Here is a 15,774-nt window from a genome sequence, read left to right as displayed (position 1 = left end):
ACATTCGCTTTTACTTGAGGCTTGCAGCTTGAAGCTTGCAGCTCAGTTCCGAGGAACGAGGAAATGAAGATCTCCCGCCAAGCCTACGCCGACATGTTCGGCCCCACCGTCGGCGACAAGGTGCGCCTGGCCGACACCGGACTGTGGATCGAAGTCGAACAGGACTTCACCACCTACGGCGAAGAAGTGAAATTCGGTGGCGGCAAAGTCATCCGCGACGGTCAGGGCCAAAGCCAACTGCTGGCCGCCGAAGTCGTCGACACGCTGATCACCAACGCGCTGATCATCGATCACTGGGGCATCGTCAAGGCTGACGTCGGCCTCAAGGATGGGCGCATCGCCGCAATCGGCAAGGCCGGCAACCCGGACGTGCAGCCCAACGTGACCATCGCCATCGGCGCCAGCACCGAAGTCATTGCCGGTGAAGGCATGATCCTCACCGCGGGCGGCATCGACACGCACATCCACTTCATCTGCCCGCAGCAGATCGAAGAAGCGCTGATGAGTGGCGTCACCACCATGATCGGCGGCGGCACTGGCCCGGCCACCGGCACCAACGCCACGACCTGCACTTCCGGGCCTTGGCATCTGGCGCGCATGCTTCAGGCCGCCGACGCGTTCCCGATGAACATCGGCCTCACCGGCAAGGGCAACGCCAGCCTGCCGGAGCCGTTGATCGAGCAGGTCAAGGCCGGTGCCATCGGCCTCAAGCTGCACGAAGACTGGGGCACCACCCCGGCGAGCATCGATAACTGCCTGAACGTCGCCGATCAGTACGACGTGCAGGTGGCGATCCACACCGACACGCTCAACGAATCCGGTTTTGTCGAAACCACCCTCGGCGCGTTCAAGGGCCGCACCATCCACACCTATCACACCGAAGGTGCCGGGGGCGGCCATGCACCGGACATCATCAAGGCCTGCGGTTTCGCCAACGTGCTGCCCAGCTCGACCAATCCGACCCGACCGTTCACCCGCAATACCATCGACGAACACCTCGACATGCTGATGGTCTGCCACCACCTGGACCCAAGCATTGCCGAAGACGTGGCGTTCGCCGAGAGCCGCATTCGCCGCGAAACCATCGCTGCCGAAGACATTCTCCACGACCTCGGCGCGTTCTCGATGATCAGCTCCGACAGCCAGGCCATGGGTCGCGTCGGCGAAGTCATCACGCGCACCTGGCAGACTGCCGACAAGATGAAAAAGCAGCGCGGCCCGCTGCCACAGGACGGCGCCGGCAACGACAACTTCCGCGCCAAACGCTACATCGCCAAATACACGATCAACCCGGCGATCACCCATGGCATCAGCCATGAAGTGGGCTCCATCGAAGTGGGGAAATGGGCGGATCTGGTGCTTTGGCGTCCGGCGTTTTTCGGCGTGAAACCGACGTTGATTCTCAAGGGCGGCGCCATTGCGGCAAGCCTGATGGGCGACGCCAACGCCTCGATTCCTACGCCGCAACCCGTGCACTACCGGCCGATGTTCGCCAGTTATGGTGGCTCGCTACACGCCACCAGCATGACGTTTATCAGTCAGGCGGCGCAGGAAGCCGGGTTGCCGGAACAACTGGGACTGAAGAAGAAAATCGCGGTGGTCAAAGGTTGCCGCGATGTGCAGAAAACCGATCTGATCCACAACGATTACTTGCCGAACATCGATGTCGATCCACAGACCTATCAGGTCAAGGCCGACGGTGTGTTGTTGTGGTGTGAACCAGCAGAAACCCTGCCGATGGCGCAGCGTTACTTTCTGTTCTGATTGCGACCTGTCTTCGGGAGGTGGAAAGCTCGACACCTCCCGAAGCACATGGCGCGCCTCAGTCGCTCGTTATGGGAAGAGCAGCTTCATCGCTTCATCAGAGTAGTTGTAGTCCCAGCGCAATTCCGTTCCGGCCGCAATATCCTGCGTCGCAAAGAATGCATTCAACGAGTATTTGTTGCGGTTCGGTTTGTCCCCCATCAACAGGTCAGCCTCGACCGTGAAGCCGACCACCTGAAGGTTATAACCATCGCGCGCCTGCGCGATGGGCTTGCCAGCGGCATCGTAAATAAAACAGGTGTTGATTCTGGAGATGATGTTGTCTCCGGCAACATGCATTCCGGGGATGGCTACGCTGGCCTTAAGCGTATTGTCGGAGACAGACATGGCGAACGTCAGCTCGTTGGGCTGCAGGAACCGTCCAGGCCGTAATGTGCCGCCGTAAACACCGATCAACTCGCCACTGGCGATGCGTCTGTTGGCAACCACCATGGATTGTCCGATCAGCGCAGCCTCGCCGGGGACCTTTACATCCGCTTCGGTGAACCGCCGCCACTGCAACTTTTCTTCGTACAACCTGGCGACCTGCTCATATCCCTGAAACTTGATATAGGGCTTGATCTGCTCGGACGTGTAGCGCTCGCCTGATTCCAGAACGACTTCGCGCTCAAGCTTGCGAATGCGCACAGGCCTGCCAAAACGGTCTCTGAACGGGTACTTGCCATTGTTGATGCGGTCGTAGGAACCCAGCGTGTTGGTGTCGGCGGAGTAGTGCTCTTCGCGCCTCATGCCCACCAGCTCCCGCTCAGTGAAGTGCGCGATCGGCATCGATTCGGAAGCCAGCTCGAACTCGTCATCAGATCGACCCGTATCAGGCTCCCTGGTCGACTTGTTCGTTGCCGCCTCAGCCTGGCCGGACGCTCGTTTCAGCGTGGAAGGGACCCAGAACTTGCTGACAGGGTCGAACACAAGCTCCGGACCTGAGGGAATCCGCTCACTCGGTTTCTTGGCGCGGTATCGCCCGGTTTGCGGGTCGACACCGATTTGCAGAACGCCGTCAGGCAAGTCGACGTACAGGCGATCCTTGAACATCCGGAACCCTTGGGCATCCGCCTCGGGCAGGCCGAACTGCGCAATAACCGGTCGGTGACGCTCACCCAATGCAGCGACGGACTCGGTCGTTGGCGTAAATATCTCTGTGACCCGGATCGAAGCAGTCGCCGTTGGCAAGTCGGGGTCGACTGAGCCTGTTACGGGCTCTCTGGAGGATGAGGAACGCAAGGTGTGCGATGAGCCGACGTCGACACGTAGCGGCGGTTCTGATCGCGAATGTGCATCGGTGGTCTGGGCGGGGCGAGGGTGTACATCGGCCGAGCCGCTCGCTCGGCGGGAGGGTCTTTTGAGCATTGCTGTTCATCCTTGAAAGGTTATCTGGCGTCGTGGCCCGTTGAGGCGGTATCGGCAAAGCCGAAATGCACTTACTCAACGATGTCACTGGCGCGCATATCCATATGCGCGGCGCCGACTTAATCACACCCGGATGAAAAAATGAAACCGAATAATCGATACTGAAAGTGGCTTGCTGACGGGAAATTACGCCCGCCCATACCGAGGCGCGATTCGATTATTCGACGACCAGTCGCCCCAACCGCTGCTTGAGCATAAGGTTCTCGGCGCGCAGTTCACGAACCTCTTCGAGCAGGTCAAGCGCCAGTGCGACGCCTTCCCACTCCAGATCGAGATCGCGCCGCAGCTTGGCGGCGCGTTTGGCCAAAGCCAGTTCGTAATCGGTGAAGCGCCATTCCCGGGGCTGCGCGCCCTGAGGTTCGAGGATGCCGTGTTCGACGATTTCGATCACGTAGACGTCCGACAAATCGGCCGCCTCACAGAATTCTGCCATGTCCAGTTGAACGATCAGGGGGCTGCTCATGATGGGCTACTCCGTCGTCGGGTTCAGAAGTTCTCTCGCGGATTGAAAGCGGCTTTCTTCGCCAGTTCCTGCCACAGCGCCTTGACCTCGTCATCGGCGGTCTTTGGCATGACGGCTTTGAGCTGCACAAACAGATAACCACGCTCACCGGCCTTGTTTTTCAGACCATGGCCCTTGGCGCGCATGCGCTGGCCGTTTTGGCTGCCGGCCGGCACCTTGAGGTTGATCTTGCCGGTCAGGGTCGGCACGGCCACTTCGGCACCCAGCGCCAACTCCCACGGTGCCAACGGCAGCGTGATGATCAGGTTCTCGCCTTCGACATCAAATTTCGGGTGCGGCGCCAGACGGATGGTCAGGTACAGGTCGCCACTCGCTCCCCCCCCCACACCCGGTGCACCCTGGCCCTTGAGGCGGATGCGCTCGCCGTCGGTCACGCCCGCTGGGATCTTCACGTTCAGGCTTTTGCTGGTGTTGCTGACGTGCTGGCCCGCCGCGTTGTATTGCGGCACCTGGAAGGTGACCTTTTTCGATTCGTTCGAAAGGGTTTCTTCGAGGAAGATCGGCAGTTCCATTTCCACGTCTTGCCCTCGGCGCCCTGCACTGCGTTGTTGCCGACCGTCACCGCCACCGAAACCGGGGCCGCGATTGCCGAAAATCGAACTGAAGAAGTCCGAGAAGTCACCGGTGTCCTGACCGCCGCCGCCAAAACCGCCACGGCTCTGCCAGCCCGGTGGCCCCTGGAACGGCTGACCGTGCTGGCCGTAGCGGCGCAGCTCGTCGTATTCGGCGCGTTTGTCGGCGCTTTTCAGCGCTTCATAGGCTTCCGACGCGTCCTTGAATTTGGACTCGGCGTCTTTTTCCTTGCTGACATCGGGGTGGTACTTGCGCGCCAGCTTGCGATAGGCAGCCTTGATAGCCTTGTCGTCTGCTGTCGGCTCCACGCCGAGTATCTTGTAATAGTCTTTGAAGTCCATTGAAGGAATCACCATCCGTTATCGATTTCGCGCCCATGCAGCATGCGCCGATTCGCGCGTGCCGGGTTGACCGATCTCAAGTTTGTGACCGGGTGGCGCTGCAGAAGTTTATCGGCAGTGGACGGCGGTTCTTGCGACCGCCGGTGTATCTGCCGGCCCATGCCAGCAAGTTTGGGGCAAAGCTGCGAGTTTCAAGCGAGATTAGTCATCAAATAGCAGATGACCGGCCTACGAATCTGCCGCGCACTGACATACACTGCGCGGCCGTTTTTTTGACCGGAACCGAAAGACATGAAAGACGCCTCTCCAGCCCGTGCCTGCGGCATCGACTTCGGCACGTCCAACTCCACCGTCGGCTGGCTGCGCCCCGGCATGGAAACGATGATCGCGCTGGAAGACGACAAGATCACCCTGCCGTCGGTGGTCTTCTTCAACTTCGAGGAGCGCCGCCCGGTGTACGGTCGCCTGGCGCTGCACGAATACCTGGAAGGCTACGAAGGCCGCCTGATGCGCTCGCTGAAAAGCCTGCTCGGCTCCAAGCTGATCAAGCACGACACCAGCGTCCTCGGCACGGCGATGCCGTTCAAGGACCTGCTCGGCCTGTTCATCGGCCAATTGAAGAGCCGCGCCGAAACCGCCGCCGGTCGGGAATTCGAGCAAGTGGTGCTCGGCCGCCCGGTGTTTTTCGTCGATGACGATCCGCTGGCCGACCAGGAAGCCGAAGACACGTTGGTGGACGTGGCGAAAAAGATTGGTTTCAAAGACGTCTCGTTCCAGTACGAACCGATTGCTGCGGCCTTCGACTACGAGTCGACCATCGAAAAGGAAGAGCTGGTCCTGATCGTCGACATCGGCGGTGGTACATCCGACTTCTCGCTGGTCCGCCTGTCGCCCGAGCGTCGCGGTGTGGATAACCGCCACGACGACATCCTCGCCACCGGCGGCGTGCACATCGGCGGTACCGACTTCGACAAACAGCTGAGCCTGCAGGGCCTGATGCCGCTGTTCGGCTACGGCAGCCGCATGAAGAGCGGCGCCTATATGCCGACCAGCCACCACATGAACCTGGCAACCTGGCACACGATCAACTCGGTGTACTCGCAAAAATCGAGTTTGGCGCTGGGCAGCATGCGCTACGACATCGAAGACACGGGCGGCATTGATCGTCTGTTCAAGTTGATCGAACAACGCGCCGGGCACTGGCTGGCGATGGAAGTCGAGGAAACCAAGATCGAGCTGACCCACGCCGACAGCCGCCATGTGCCGCTGGACCGCATCGAAGCCGGGTTGAGTGTGGAACTGACGCGAGCATTGTTTGAATCAGCGATCGATGCGCTGCTGGAGCGGGTGCGCGGCAGCGTCACGAATTTGCTGAACGACGCCAATGTGCGCGTCGATCAAGTCGATACGGTGTTCTTCACCGGTGGTTCCAGCGGCATCCCGGCGCTGCGCAACAGTGTTTCGGCGATGTTGCCGAATGCGCGACATGTCGAGGGGAACATATTCGGCAGCATTGGCAGCGGCTTGGCGATTGAAGCCCGTAAACGGTATGGCGTTTAACGCCAGCTGCAAGTTGCGAGCTTCAAGCTGCAAGCAGGATCAAAAGCGCATCTGTTTTTGCCCTTACTTGCAGCTTGCAGCTGAAAACTCGAAGCTGCCGTTTTAAACCATTCCGCCGAGCTTCAACTCACTCTTCAGATACGCATAATAAATCGGCCCCGCCACTACGCCCGGCAGGCCGAATGCGGCCTCGAACACCAGCATCGCCAGCAGCAACTCCCACGACTTGGCACTGATCTGCCCGCCGACAATGCGCGCGTTGAGGAAGTATTCGAGCTTGTGGATAAAAATCAGATAACCCAGTGCGGCCATCGCCACCCAGATCGACAGCGACAGGCCGACGATGGTGATCAGCGTGTTCGATATCAGGTTGCCGATCACCGGCAACAGGCCGAGCAGGAAGGTCAGGACGATCAGGGTTTTGGTCAGCGGCAGATGAATGCCGAACAGCGGCAGGACCACCGCGAGGAAAATCCCGGTGAAAAACGTGTTCAGCAGAGAAATCTTGATCTGCGCGAAAACAATGTTGCGAAAGGCCTGAACCAGCAGGTGCAGACGGTCGAACAGCGCGGCGGCCAACGGTTTGCGCTTGGTCACGTCCGGTATGCGCTGCAAGGCGATGATCGCGCCGAGCACCATGCCGATCAGCAAGGTCACGAACATGTGCGCCGCGTCTTTGCCCACCAGTTGCAGATCGGACAGGTGTTTGCTCATCCATTCGCCGATGGCCACGCGAAATTCAGCGGCGCTGGCCGGCAAATAGGCGTCGATGAACGGCGGTAATTGACCGCGCGCACGGTCGACCACGCCCATGAATTTGTCCAGAGAGGCGCCGGGATTCTCCGCCTCGTGCAGGAGGAAACTGATAGCCCCGGCGAAGAGCAAAGCCAGCGCACTGACCACCAGCGTACCGAGCAGTGCCACCGCCAGCCAACGGGCACGCCGGCCTTCGATCAGCCGTTGCAGTTGTGGGGTGAGCATGTTGACCAGCTCGAATACCAGCAACCCGGCCAGCAGGCTGGGCAACAAACGCAGCGGCAGGACGAGCAGCAACCCGCCGAAAATGATGATGCAACTGACCCAGAACACAACATGACGCTCAGAAAACGTTGGCATACAGCCTCAAAACGAACGGCGTTAAAGGATGGGCAGTCTGCCAGCGATCGAGGGGGAGCACTAGGGATATGCTGGGGCAAGCCTGATCGGGGCCATGAGTCAAAAGCTCAGGGGGCTATCTGGCCTCATCGCTGGCAAGCCAGCTCCCACAGTGATTGCGTCGTACACAAATTATCTGAGCCCACCAAAACCCTGTGGGAGCGGGCTTGCCCGCGATGAGGCCGGCACGCTCACCACAAGGTCAGAGGATCACTTTTTCTTCAGGCACTCACTCATGAATGCCTTGCGCGCATCGCCGCTCAGGGCTTTGGTTTTCGCATCGGCGTTGCACGTGGTCATCTTCTGCTGCTGCGGGGTCAGGGCCTTGGCGTCATTGGCCGCTGGCGCTGCCTTGAGGCAAGTGCTCATGAAGGTTTTGCGCTCATCGCCTTTCAGACTCTTGGCGGTCGCATCGGCATTGCAGGTGGTCATTTTGTTCTGTTGCGCCGTGGCGGCGAAACCCTGGGAACACAGGAGCAAACCAATCATCAACAAAGGGACACGCAACATCTTCATGGAGTTTTCTCCTTGTCGCCGCTTCGATGGAGGCGGCCTTCGCTGGAGTGTAGCCAAATCCTGTTACATCTTCCTGCCTTCCAGGTGACTGCGGCGGTACTGCTCCGGCGTGCAGCCGGCCTGCCGCGCGAACATGGCGATAAACGCCGAGCCGCTGCTGTAGCCGAGATCAAAAGCGATTTCCTGCACGCTGCGCGGCGTTTCCAGCGCTTCAATGGCCGCGAGATAACGCAGGCGCTGGCGCCACTCACCGAAACTCATCCCCAGTTCTCGAACAAACTGCCGCGCCAACGTGCGCTCGCTGACATGCACCTGCAACGCCCAGTGCGCCAGCGGCTGGTTGTTGCCTGGCTCCGCTTGCAGGGTCTCAAGAATCGCCAGCAGTCCGGGGCTGCTTGCATACGGCAGATAACACTCATGCACTGGCGCCTGTTGCAGTTGATCGACCAGCACCTGAGCCAGACGCTGATCAGCCTCCCGTTCGGGAATCTTCACGTCACGGGCGGCGAAGTCCTTGAGGATCGCCTTGAGGATATCGCTGATCGCCAGCGTACAGGCCCGCGTCGGCAGCTCGGCGCAAACCTTGGGATCGAGACATACCGCCCGGTAATTGACCGGTTGATGACTGTAGAAACTGTGCACGACCTGCGGTGGCACCCACACTGCGTATTGCGGCGGCGACATGAAACGACTGCCGTCGACGTCCATGTGCAATACCCCGTGAGCGGCGTATTCCAAAGTGCCCCACGGATGGCGGTGCGGCGCGGCAAACTCATGGGCGTTGAAATCGGCGTAACGGAAGTACACCGCTGACGGCAGTTCGCTGAAATCGAGCAGATCGATGTGTTTACTGTTCATGCTGTCCGCTTTCAGTGGCAGGTTGTCTGGTTCGAAGTATAGGGCTGCATCCAGACAGGGGATAATCACGTTTCATCAACGTACTGGTTTCAACGCATGCAATACGCTTTTCCCCTGCTGGCGATCTTTATCTGGGCCGGCAACACCGTGATCAACAAACTCGCGGTCGGCGCGATCTTCCCGGCCGAGATCGGTTTCTACCGCTGGCTGCTCGCCGGTTTGCTGTTCACCCCGTTCATGCTCAAACAAGTGATCGCGCATTGGCCGCAGATCCGCCCCAACCTGGGCAAGATTTTCGTCCTCGGCGTGCTCGGCATGGCGGTGTATCAAAGCCTCGCTTACTTCGCCGCGACCCTGACCACGGCAACCAACATGGGCATCATCCTGTCGCTGATGCCTTTGATGTCACTGGCCATGGCAATCATCAGCCTCGGCCAGCGCCTGACTGCCGGTGCGTTGGTGGGGGCGGTGCTGTCGTTTGCCGGTGTGCTGGTGGTGGTGTCGTCGGGCAGCCTCGGCGCGTTGCTGCAACACGGCGTGAACCTGGGCGATGCGATGATGCTGATCGCCACGCTGGCCTATGCGATTTACAGCACGTTGCTGAAGAAATGGCAGCTGCGCCTGCCGCCGCTGGTGTTGCTGTATCTGCAGGTGCTGGTGGCGATTGTGGTGTTGTTTCCGCTGTTTGCCGCCTCACCGAAAACCGGGCTGACGCTGCAGAATATTCCGCTGGTGTTGTATGCGTGCCTGCTGGCCTCGATGCTCGCACCGTTGGCGTGGATGCAAGCGGTGATGCGCCTGGGGCCGAGCCGGACGACGTTGTTCTTCAACTTGCTGCCGTTGATTACCGCGCTGATTGCCGCACTGGTGTTGAAAGAGCAACTGGCGATGTATCACCTGGTGGGTGGTTTGCTGACGTTGGGCGGGGTGATTCTGTCCGAGCGCTGGACGACGGTGTTGGGCCGACAGACCAGTATCGCCTGATCGGGCCTCATCGCTGGCAAGCCAGCTCCCACAGTTTTTGTGTCGAACGCAACTTTTGTGAACGACCTCATCACTTGTGGGAGCTGGCTTGCCAGCGATGAACGATAACTCGGTGCGTCTGTTAGACCCCGGCAGCTTTCAGACGCGCCGCATGCTCGACAAACAGCCGCACCGGATCCGCGCCCTTGCCCACCAGCCCCAGCGACTGGTTGACGATGTCGAAGTGATCCAGCGGATAGTCGTCGCCAATCACCGTGCCCAGGTGCGAGCTGTAACGCCCGACCATCCCGTCGCACTGCCCCGGCTCACGGACAAAGGTTTTCGCAAACAACCGACAGCTGCGATTGGTCCCGTCGAACAAATTGCCGCCACGATCCGTCTTGCCCGGCTGCAAGGTCCCTGACCACGAGTAATACCGAACGCCGTTGACCTCTTCCGGCCCGTGGCCGCCCCAGGTTTCGGGCAGGCCCTGTGGATAAAGCTGATTGAACAGCGCCACGCCTTCAGTGGTCAGCGATTGATGCGAGGCATGGATATCCACCGGCAGTTTCGGCCCGTGATAACCGGTATCCAGCAACGCCATCAGCCAGCCGACAACACGCAGCAGCACCTCGAGGATACGACCCTTGGCGCTGTCTGCGGGGTAGTGTTTGTGTAGATAGTCGGCCAGTTCCGAACCATGATTGGGCCCGGCCACCGAAGTGACCGAGGCCACCAGATCCGGGCGTTTCGCTGCAGCGTAACGCGCCGTCAACGAGCCCTGACTGTGGCCAAACAGGTTGACCTTCTGCGCCCCGGTTTCACGCAAAATCTCGTCGATGCGCGCGAGCAACTGCTCGCCACGCACCTCGGTCGAATTGAGCGGCGACACCTGCACCGCAATCACGGTTGCACCACCGCGGCGCAACGCCTTGATGATCCCGAACCAATATGGATAAATCACCAGCCGGATAAACCCGAGCATTCCCGGCACCAGCACCAATGGATAACGCGTCGACATAGGCAAACATCCTTGTAGTCGGTGAGTGGATGCAAGGCGTGCAAAACACCCGCCAAGCATCCGCTGTAATGATGACAACGCAGCGTCCAGCCTACTTCAGCCCTGCAACCCCCGCCACAATCAGGCCACCTGGAACTCCCTCGCGAGTTCGAGCAAGCGCTGCTCCGCCTCGGCCACCGATACTGCGAAAGTGCGTTCGGCAGACTCCTCGCCTTCGGCCGCGACCACCGTGACGTCGTTGATACCGATGAATCCCAGCGCCGTGCGCAGCCATGGGTCGGCATGATTCAGTGCCTCCAGCTCACCGCCCGGACCGAACCCGAAACCGCCGCGACTGGTGACGATCAACGCCCTCTTGCCCTGCAACAGTGGCGTGTACTGGGCCACACCGTTGTCGAGCGTGTGATCGAAGGTCAGGCCCAATCGCACAATCTGATCGACCCAGGCCTTGAGGCCGCTGGGCACGCTGAAGTTGTACATCGGCGTGGAAATCAGCAGCAGATCGTGATCGAACAACTCGCCGACCAGTTGATCGCTGAGCGCCAGATCAGCCTGCATCGACAGCGAACGAGCTTCGGGCTCGGGATGGAATGCCGCCGCGACAAAGGCCTCGTTGACCGCCGGAATCAGCGTACGGCCGACTTCACGACGAGTCACTTGGGCCTGTGGATAACGCACCTGCCAAGCGCTGAGAAAACCTTCCGCCAGACGCCGCGAGTGCGAACGGTCGCCACGCGGGCTGGCGTGGATTACAAGAATTTTGCTCATCTGTACTTCCTCCGGACTAGAATCCAACTGCTTGTGGCATGAAGCTTGAGGCTCGTAGCCGCCCGTCTTCAAATGAGCAAAAATCATTCAGGATGAATCCATTTCATCCATGGAGTTTCAATGTTCGCCTCCTTGCCGTTGACCGCCCTGCGCGCCTTCGAATCCGCTGCACGCTTGCTGAGCTTCAAGGCTGCCGCCGAAGAATTGTCGGTAACGCCCACGGCGATCTCCCATCAGATTCGGGTGCTGGAGGATTGGCTCGGCGTTGCCCTGTTCGAACGTCTACCGCGCAAGGTGCGCCTCACGGAGGGCGGCGAGCGACTGTTTCGCAGCCTGCATGGCGCGCTGCTGGAAGTGGCGCAAAGCGTCGACACCCTGCGCCCGCAACGCAGCGGCAGCAGCCTGACGCTGTCGACCACTGCCGCGTTTGCCGCGCTGTGGCTGGTGCCGCGCCTCGGGCGGTTTTATGCCAGGCACCCGAACATCAATGTGCGCCTGGACACGCACTGCGAAGTCATCGATCTGCATCAGGACGCCAGCGTCGATCTGGTGCTGCGTTACAGCCTCGACGACTACTCGAACCTGTATGGCCTGTGTCTGTTCGATGAATCGTTCGGGGTCTATGGATCGCCCGAACAAGTCGCGTTGGCCGGGCGACGCACGCCGACGCTGATCAGCGTGCGCTGGCACAACTCGAAGCTGTATGCCCATGGCTGGGAAGCGTGGTGCGCGAAGTCCGGTGCGAACTGGCTGAATCAGCATCCGGCGATTCGCGAATACGATGAAGAGCATTACGCGTTGCAAGCGGCGATCGCCGGGCAAGGCTTGGTGCTGGCGAGCAATATTCTGGTCTCGGAAAGCATCGCCAGTGGTTTGCTGGTGCCATTTCAAGGCGATGTGCAAGTCGACGGTGCCGGCTACAGCGCGCTGTGTGTGCCGGGGCGCGAACGGCATCCGCCGGTGCGGGCGTTTTTTGCGTGGTTGCAGGAAGAGGCACTTTTGTCAGGGCTGGCACCAAGGTCACAGCCTTTGGCAACGCACACAGGGCAAGCCTCGCAAATCTCATAAAACTTTTTGCATCGCGTATGACTCACAACCTGGGTAGGCGATCGCGCCTGTAGAGCGTGGCGCCAATCGGATTAGCCTCCAGGAGACTGAAATGAGCGACGACCTGCATCTGTCTGATGTCCAAACCCTGCGCGAACGTGCGCGCCAACACGTCGAGAACGGCGCCGTAACCGAAAGCTACAGCGCCAACCGTGAAGAGGTGTTGCGCTTGCTCAACGAATCGCTGGCCACTGAACTGGTCTGCGTCTTGCGCTACAAACGTCACTACTTCATGGCCAGCGGTCTGAAGGCCAGCACCGCTGCCGATGAGTTTCTCGAACACGCCAAGCAGGAAAGCGAACACGCTGACCGACTGGCCGAGCGTATTGTGCAATTGGGCGGCGAACCGGAGTTCAATCCGGACATGCTGTCGAAAATGTCCCACGCACAATATGTAGCCGGGAACAGTTTGAAGGAGATGGTCTACGAAGACCTGGTGGCCGAGCGAATCGCGATCGATAGCTATCGCGAGATCATTCAGTACATCGGCGAAAAAGACCCGACCACCCGCCGCATCTTCGAAGACATCCTCGCGCAGGAAGAAGAGCATGCGGATGACATGGCCGACATTCTGAAAGATCTGTAAACCTTTCTGAATCACCATCGCAACAGCAAAAGATCGCAGCCTTCGGCAGCTCCTACAGGGGACGCATTTCCCTGTAGGAGCTGCCGAAGGCTGCGATCTTTTGATCTATTTTTACTTGGTTGGTTTTACGGTCACTGGTGCCTTACCGGCCTTCATCTGCTCCAGCAACGGCGCACACTGATTCGGCTCGCCACCGCTCGGCGCCACCAATGCCAGCAGCCCAGCCGCCGGCGCCGCAATCACTCCCAACGCCACCATCCCCGCACCGCGCAACAACAGCGGGACTGGTTTAACCCCAGCGTCGGGTTTGATGAACTTGCCGCGTACATACAGCGGCGAACGCAACGAGATCAAACGCCAGCCCTTGGATTCCGGCGTCACCGTCAGGTCCAGTTGCTCGGTCGCCATGTTCGCCGTGCCGTCGATATAGATGATCGCGTTCTCGGTATCGAAGACAAACAGCCGCGTGGACGCCAAACCAGTCTTGATATCGAAGTCCGCCGCCGCGCAGTTGATCTTCACTTCTTTGTCGCCAAAGATTTTGCCGACCACGTAGTTGCCGACGTTGAGACCTGCAAGCTCCATCAGTTCGCGACTGATCGCGCCGTCGTTGATCAGCATCTTCAAGCTGCCGTTAGCGCCGCCCAGCAATTTCGCTACCGAGTTACCGCGCCCACTGATATTGGCGTCGCCATTGAGCTCGCCGAAACTGGTTTTCATCGGCTCGAAGGTCGGGAACAGTTCCTTGAGTTTGAACCCGCGCGCCGTCAACTTCGCCCGGCCTTCCAGCGGCTCGGTGCGCCCGTTCAGACGAATTTGCGCATCGAGTTTGCCGCCAGCCACGCCGAAGCGCAGCGGCTCCAGACTGAGTTCGCCGTCGTTGAGTATCAGATGGGTATAAAGGTCGGTGAACGGCAGTTTTTCGCTGTGGACGATACGCTTGCCAGTGAACTCGACATCGGCATCCATCGCGCGCCAGCGGTCAGTCTTGAATTCGTCCACCGGCAGGACTTTGTCTGCCGGTTGCTTGCTCTGTGCACTGCCAGTTTTTGGCTTGTCGTTGGAGTCGGCACCGATCAACGGCCCGAGGTCAGCGAACAGCAGTTGGTTGGACACCAGCGCGCCGCTGAGCTTGGGCCGAGGCTGACTGGCAACGTAAGTCAGGTCGCCGTGGATGTCGCTGCTGCCGATCTTGCCGTTGAATTTTTCATAGGTGAATTTCGCGCCGGCATCATCGTGCAACTTGGCGATGAGATGACCATCGGTGGCGTACGGCGGCGTGTCCGGCAGGGTCACCCCGGTCAGCGGATAGAGGTTACCGAGGCTGTCACCGGCCAGTTTCAGACGCAGGTCGAGGGCGCCGAGATTGAGCGGATCGGTCAGGGCGCCGGCCAGTTCAATGCGGGTATCGCCGATTTTCGCCTGGGCCTGCAGCGGGAACGGTTTGCTCGAGTCCTGCAAGGCCAGCAGCCCGCCGATTTTGCCCTGACCACTGAGATTCTGGCCGTGATACTGACCTTTCACCTTTAATGCAAAAGCGTAATCCTGCGGCGCGCCGACCTTGTCCTGCGTGGTTTTCGCCGCTTTGTCGCCGACGATATCGCTGTAAGGAATCGGCTTGCCCAGTGGATCGATCAACACATCAAGGTTGGTCCTCAAGGTCTGATCATCAAGGGTGACGTGGCCCTTGTCGAACTTGATGGCGCCGATATCAACGACCCAGTTCGACGGCTCGGCATTCGGATCCTTGGGATCGAACTTGAACGTCCAGTTGGCGCGGCCGTCAGCCAGGCGTTGCAACTGGGCGTTGGGTTCGGTCAGGTCGATGCGCGGGATCACCACCCGTTGCGCCAGCAAGGCCAACGGCGAAATACGCAACTCGACGCGCTTGAGCGTGACCATCTGCGGCTGCTTCGACCAGTCCGGATTGCCCAGGCTCAAATCCTCGGCGACCACATGCGGCCAAGGCACCCAGGCGCGCCAGCCGCCTTCATCCGGCTCGCGTTGCCAGATCACCGCAAGGTTGCCGTTGATGGCAAACGGTCGGTGCAATTCTTCCGAGACTTTGGCATTGAGCGGCGGTTTGATCCGGTTCCAGTCGAAGAACACGATGATCAGCACCAGTACAGCCAATAGCAGTACGAGGATGGAGAAGATCCAGCTGAAGATTTTTCCAGTGCGCGTCATGCACAAAACTCCTGATCACGACCGCACGCCCAAGCCACGGCGTACGGCTGAAACGGCGGGCCAAAGCGGCCCCTATGAAATCTGTGACTGGCAAAAGGCCCGCAGGTTTAATCGAAAGACCGATTAAGACGCAAAAAGCCGCGCCAAATCCGACCGATCGGTCAGGCAGCGTTACCGCCACCCGCACTTTTGCGAGGCACGAGTGGGTCGAAAATACCCACTGCGGTGCAAAAGCGCCCCTCTGGAAGGCCCGTTCTAGAGCCTCCCGCTTGAACAATCAATTCTGTTGATTATTACCATTGCGTTTATGAACTTTTATATCGACTTATCGAGAGTAGCATTGCCCTCGTACCCACTTTATCGCCCTCCCAAGGAGCAACCCATC

14 protein-coding genes are annotated in these 15,774 nt (G+C 59.6%); 5 read left to right on the top strand and 9 right to left on the bottom strand.

Annotated features, from left to right (window positions below; translation table 11 throughout):
- Positions 1-63 precede the first annotated feature (63 nt).
- Positions 64-1,764, top strand: coding sequence for an urease subunit alpha (ureC, locus tag AB4P97_RS27075; protein WP_395601844.1), 1,701 nt, complete (start codon positions 64-66; stop codon positions 1,762-1,764).
- Between the two features lie 69 nt (positions 1,765-1,833).
- Here the strand turns inward: ureC and AB4P97_RS27070 are convergent, their stop codons facing one another.
- From AB4P97_RS27070 to AB4P97_RS27060, 3 genes are all read right to left on the bottom strand, one after another.
- Entirely contained in the window at positions 1,834-2,994 is a 1,161-nt protein-coding gene (locus AB4P97_RS27070; RefSeq protein ID WP_395601843.1) for a hypothetical protein, read from the bottom strand.
- A gap of 394 nt (positions 2,995-3,388) precedes the next feature.
- Complete coding sequence (locus tag AB4P97_RS27065) at positions 3,389-3,694, bottom strand: chaperone modulator CbpM (RefSeq protein ID WP_042557437.1); 306 nt, start codon at positions 3,692-3,694, stop codon at positions 3,389-3,391.
- A 23-nt stretch (positions 3,695-3,717) separates the two neighbouring features.
- Positions 3,718-4,668, bottom strand: a complete 951-nt coding sequence (locus AB4P97_RS27060; RefSeq protein WP_042557436.1) for a DnaJ C-terminal domain-containing protein — start codon at positions 4,666-4,668, stop codon at positions 3,718-3,720.
- 291 nt (positions 4,669-4,959) lie between these two features.
- On the opposite strand from AB4P97_RS27060, the gene AB4P97_RS27055 reads away from it, so the two are divergent.
- Positions 4,960-6,228 carry an Hsp70 family protein gene (locus tag AB4P97_RS27055; protein WP_042557435.1) on the top strand — a complete coding sequence of 423 codons (1,269 nt, stop codon included), beginning with the start codon at positions 4,960-4,962 and terminating at the stop codon, positions 6,226-6,228.
- A 102-nt stretch (positions 6,229-6,330) separates the two neighbouring features.
- Here AB4P97_RS27055 and AB4P97_RS27050 read toward each other — a convergent pair whose 3' ends face one another.
- The 3 genes from AB4P97_RS27050 to AB4P97_RS27040 all read right to left on the bottom strand — a co-directional run bounded on the left by AB4P97_RS27050 (position 6,331) and on the right by AB4P97_RS27040 (position 8,757).
- Entirely contained in the window at positions 6,331-7,344 is a 1,014-nt protein-coding gene (locus AB4P97_RS27050) for an AI-2E family transporter (RefSeq protein WP_042557434.1), read from the bottom strand.
- Positions 7,345-7,593: 249 nt separating this feature from the next.
- A complete protein-coding gene (locus AB4P97_RS27045) occupies positions 7,594-7,899 on the bottom strand; it encodes a PsiF family protein (protein ID WP_042557433.1) in 306 nt (101 codons plus the stop codon).
- 63 nt (positions 7,900-7,962) lie between these two features.
- Positions 7,963-8,757 (bottom strand): AraC family transcriptional regulator, encoded by a 795-nt coding sequence (locus tag AB4P97_RS27040; protein WP_395601842.1) that lies wholly within the window; start codon positions 8,755-8,757, stop codon positions 7,963-7,965.
- A gap of 96 nt (positions 8,758-8,853) precedes the next feature.
- Between AB4P97_RS27040 and AB4P97_RS27035 the strand changes: the two genes are divergently transcribed.
- Positions 8,854-9,741: a DMT family transporter gene (locus AB4P97_RS27035; RefSeq protein WP_042557431.1), complete on the top strand. Its 888-nt coding sequence runs from the start codon at positions 8,854-8,856 to the stop codon at positions 9,739-9,741.
- A 121-nt stretch (positions 9,742-9,862) separates the two neighbouring features.
- Here AB4P97_RS27035 and AB4P97_RS27030 read toward each other — a convergent pair whose 3' ends face one another.
- Together AB4P97_RS27030 and AB4P97_RS27025 are read right to left on the bottom strand one after the other, a co-directional pair.
- Positions 9,863-10,741 carry an alpha/beta fold hydrolase gene (locus AB4P97_RS27030; protein WP_395601841.1) on the bottom strand — a complete coding sequence of 293 codons (879 nt, stop codon included), beginning with the start codon at positions 10,739-10,741 and terminating at the stop codon, positions 9,863-9,865.
- A 120-nt stretch (positions 10,742-10,861) separates the two neighbouring features.
- Positions 10,862-11,509 (bottom strand): FMN-dependent NADH-azoreductase, encoded by a 648-nt coding sequence (locus AB4P97_RS27025; protein WP_395601840.1) that lies wholly within the window; start codon positions 11,507-11,509, stop codon positions 10,862-10,864.
- A gap of 120 nt (positions 11,510-11,629) precedes the next feature.
- Between AB4P97_RS27025 and AB4P97_RS27020 the strand changes: the two genes are divergently transcribed.
- On the top strand, positions 11,630-12,577 hold the full coding sequence (locus AB4P97_RS27020) for a LysR substrate-binding domain-containing protein (RefSeq protein ID WP_042557428.1): 948 nt from the start codon (positions 11,630-11,632) through the stop codon (positions 12,575-12,577).
- 91 nt (positions 12,578-12,668) lie between these two features.
- Positions 12,669-13,202: a bacterioferritin gene (locus AB4P97_RS27015; RefSeq protein WP_042557427.1), complete on the top strand. Its 534-nt coding sequence runs from the start codon at positions 12,669-12,671 to the stop codon at positions 13,200-13,202.
- A 111-nt stretch (positions 13,203-13,313) separates the two neighbouring features.
- On the opposite strand, the gene AB4P97_RS27010 is transcribed toward AB4P97_RS27015, so the two are convergent.
- Entirely contained in the window at positions 13,314-15,389 is a 2,076-nt protein-coding gene (locus AB4P97_RS27010) for an AsmA family protein (protein ID WP_395601839.1), read from the bottom strand.
- Positions 15,390-15,774 lie beyond the last annotated feature (385 nt).

The sequence above is a fragment of the Pseudomonas sp. A1230 genome (assembly GCF_044218825.1).
GTDB lineage: Bacteria > Pseudomonadota > Gammaproteobacteria > Pseudomonadales > Pseudomonadaceae > Aquipseudomonas > Aquipseudomonas iridis.
The sequence above is the reverse complement of the archived record's forward strand: the minus strand, read 5'-3'. Positions and strand labels throughout refer to the sequence as shown.

Bases quoted from the DNA above. Each gene is read 5' to 3' on its own strand.
- AB4P97_RS27060 (WP_042557436.1), bottom strand. From the start codon at position 4,668: ATGGACTTCAAAGACTATTACAAGATACTCGGCGTGGAGCCGACAGCA.
- AB4P97_RS27025 (WP_395601840.1), bottom strand. From the start codon at position 11,509: ATGAGCAAAATTCTTGTAATCCACGCCAGCCCGCGTGGCGACCGTTCG.
- AB4P97_RS27035 (WP_042557431.1), top strand. From the start codon at position 8,854: ATGCAATACGCTTTTCCCCTGCTGGCGATCTTTATCTGGGCCGGCAAC.
- AB4P97_RS27015 (WP_042557427.1), top strand. From the start codon at position 12,669: ATGAGCGACGACCTGCATCTGTCTGATGTCCAAACCCTGCGCGAACGT.
- AB4P97_RS27045 (WP_042557433.1), bottom strand. From the start codon at position 7,899: ATGAAGATGTTGCGTGTCCCTTTGTTGATGATTGGTTTGCTCCTGTGT.
- ureC (WP_395601844.1), top strand. From the start codon at position 64: ATGAAGATCTCCCGCCAAGCCTACGCCGACATGTTCGGCCCCACCGTC.
- AB4P97_RS27065 (WP_042557437.1), bottom strand. From the start codon at position 3,694: ATGAGCAGCCCCCTGATCGTTCAACTGGACATGGCAGAATTCTGTGAG.
- AB4P97_RS27050 (WP_042557434.1), bottom strand. From the start codon at position 7,344: ATGCCAACGTTTTCTGAGCGTCATGTTGTGTTCTGGGTCAGTTGCATC.
- AB4P97_RS27020 (WP_042557428.1), top strand. From the start codon at position 11,630: ATGTTCGCCTCCTTGCCGTTGACCGCCCTGCGCGCCTTCGAATCCGCT.
- AB4P97_RS27055 (WP_042557435.1), top strand. From the start codon at position 4,960: ATGAAAGACGCCTCTCCAGCCCGTGCCTGCGGCATCGACTTCGGCACG.
- AB4P97_RS27030 (WP_395601841.1), bottom strand. From the start codon at position 10,741: ATGTCGACGCGTTATCCATTGGTGCTGGTGCCGGGAATGCTCGGGTTT.
- AB4P97_RS27010 (WP_395601839.1), bottom strand. From the start codon at position 15,389: ATGACGCGCACTGGAAAAATCTTCAGCTGGATCTTCTCCATCCTCGTA.
- AB4P97_RS27040 (WP_395601842.1), bottom strand. From the start codon at position 8,757: ATGAACAGTAAACACATCGATCTGCTCGATTTCAGCGAACTGCCGTCA.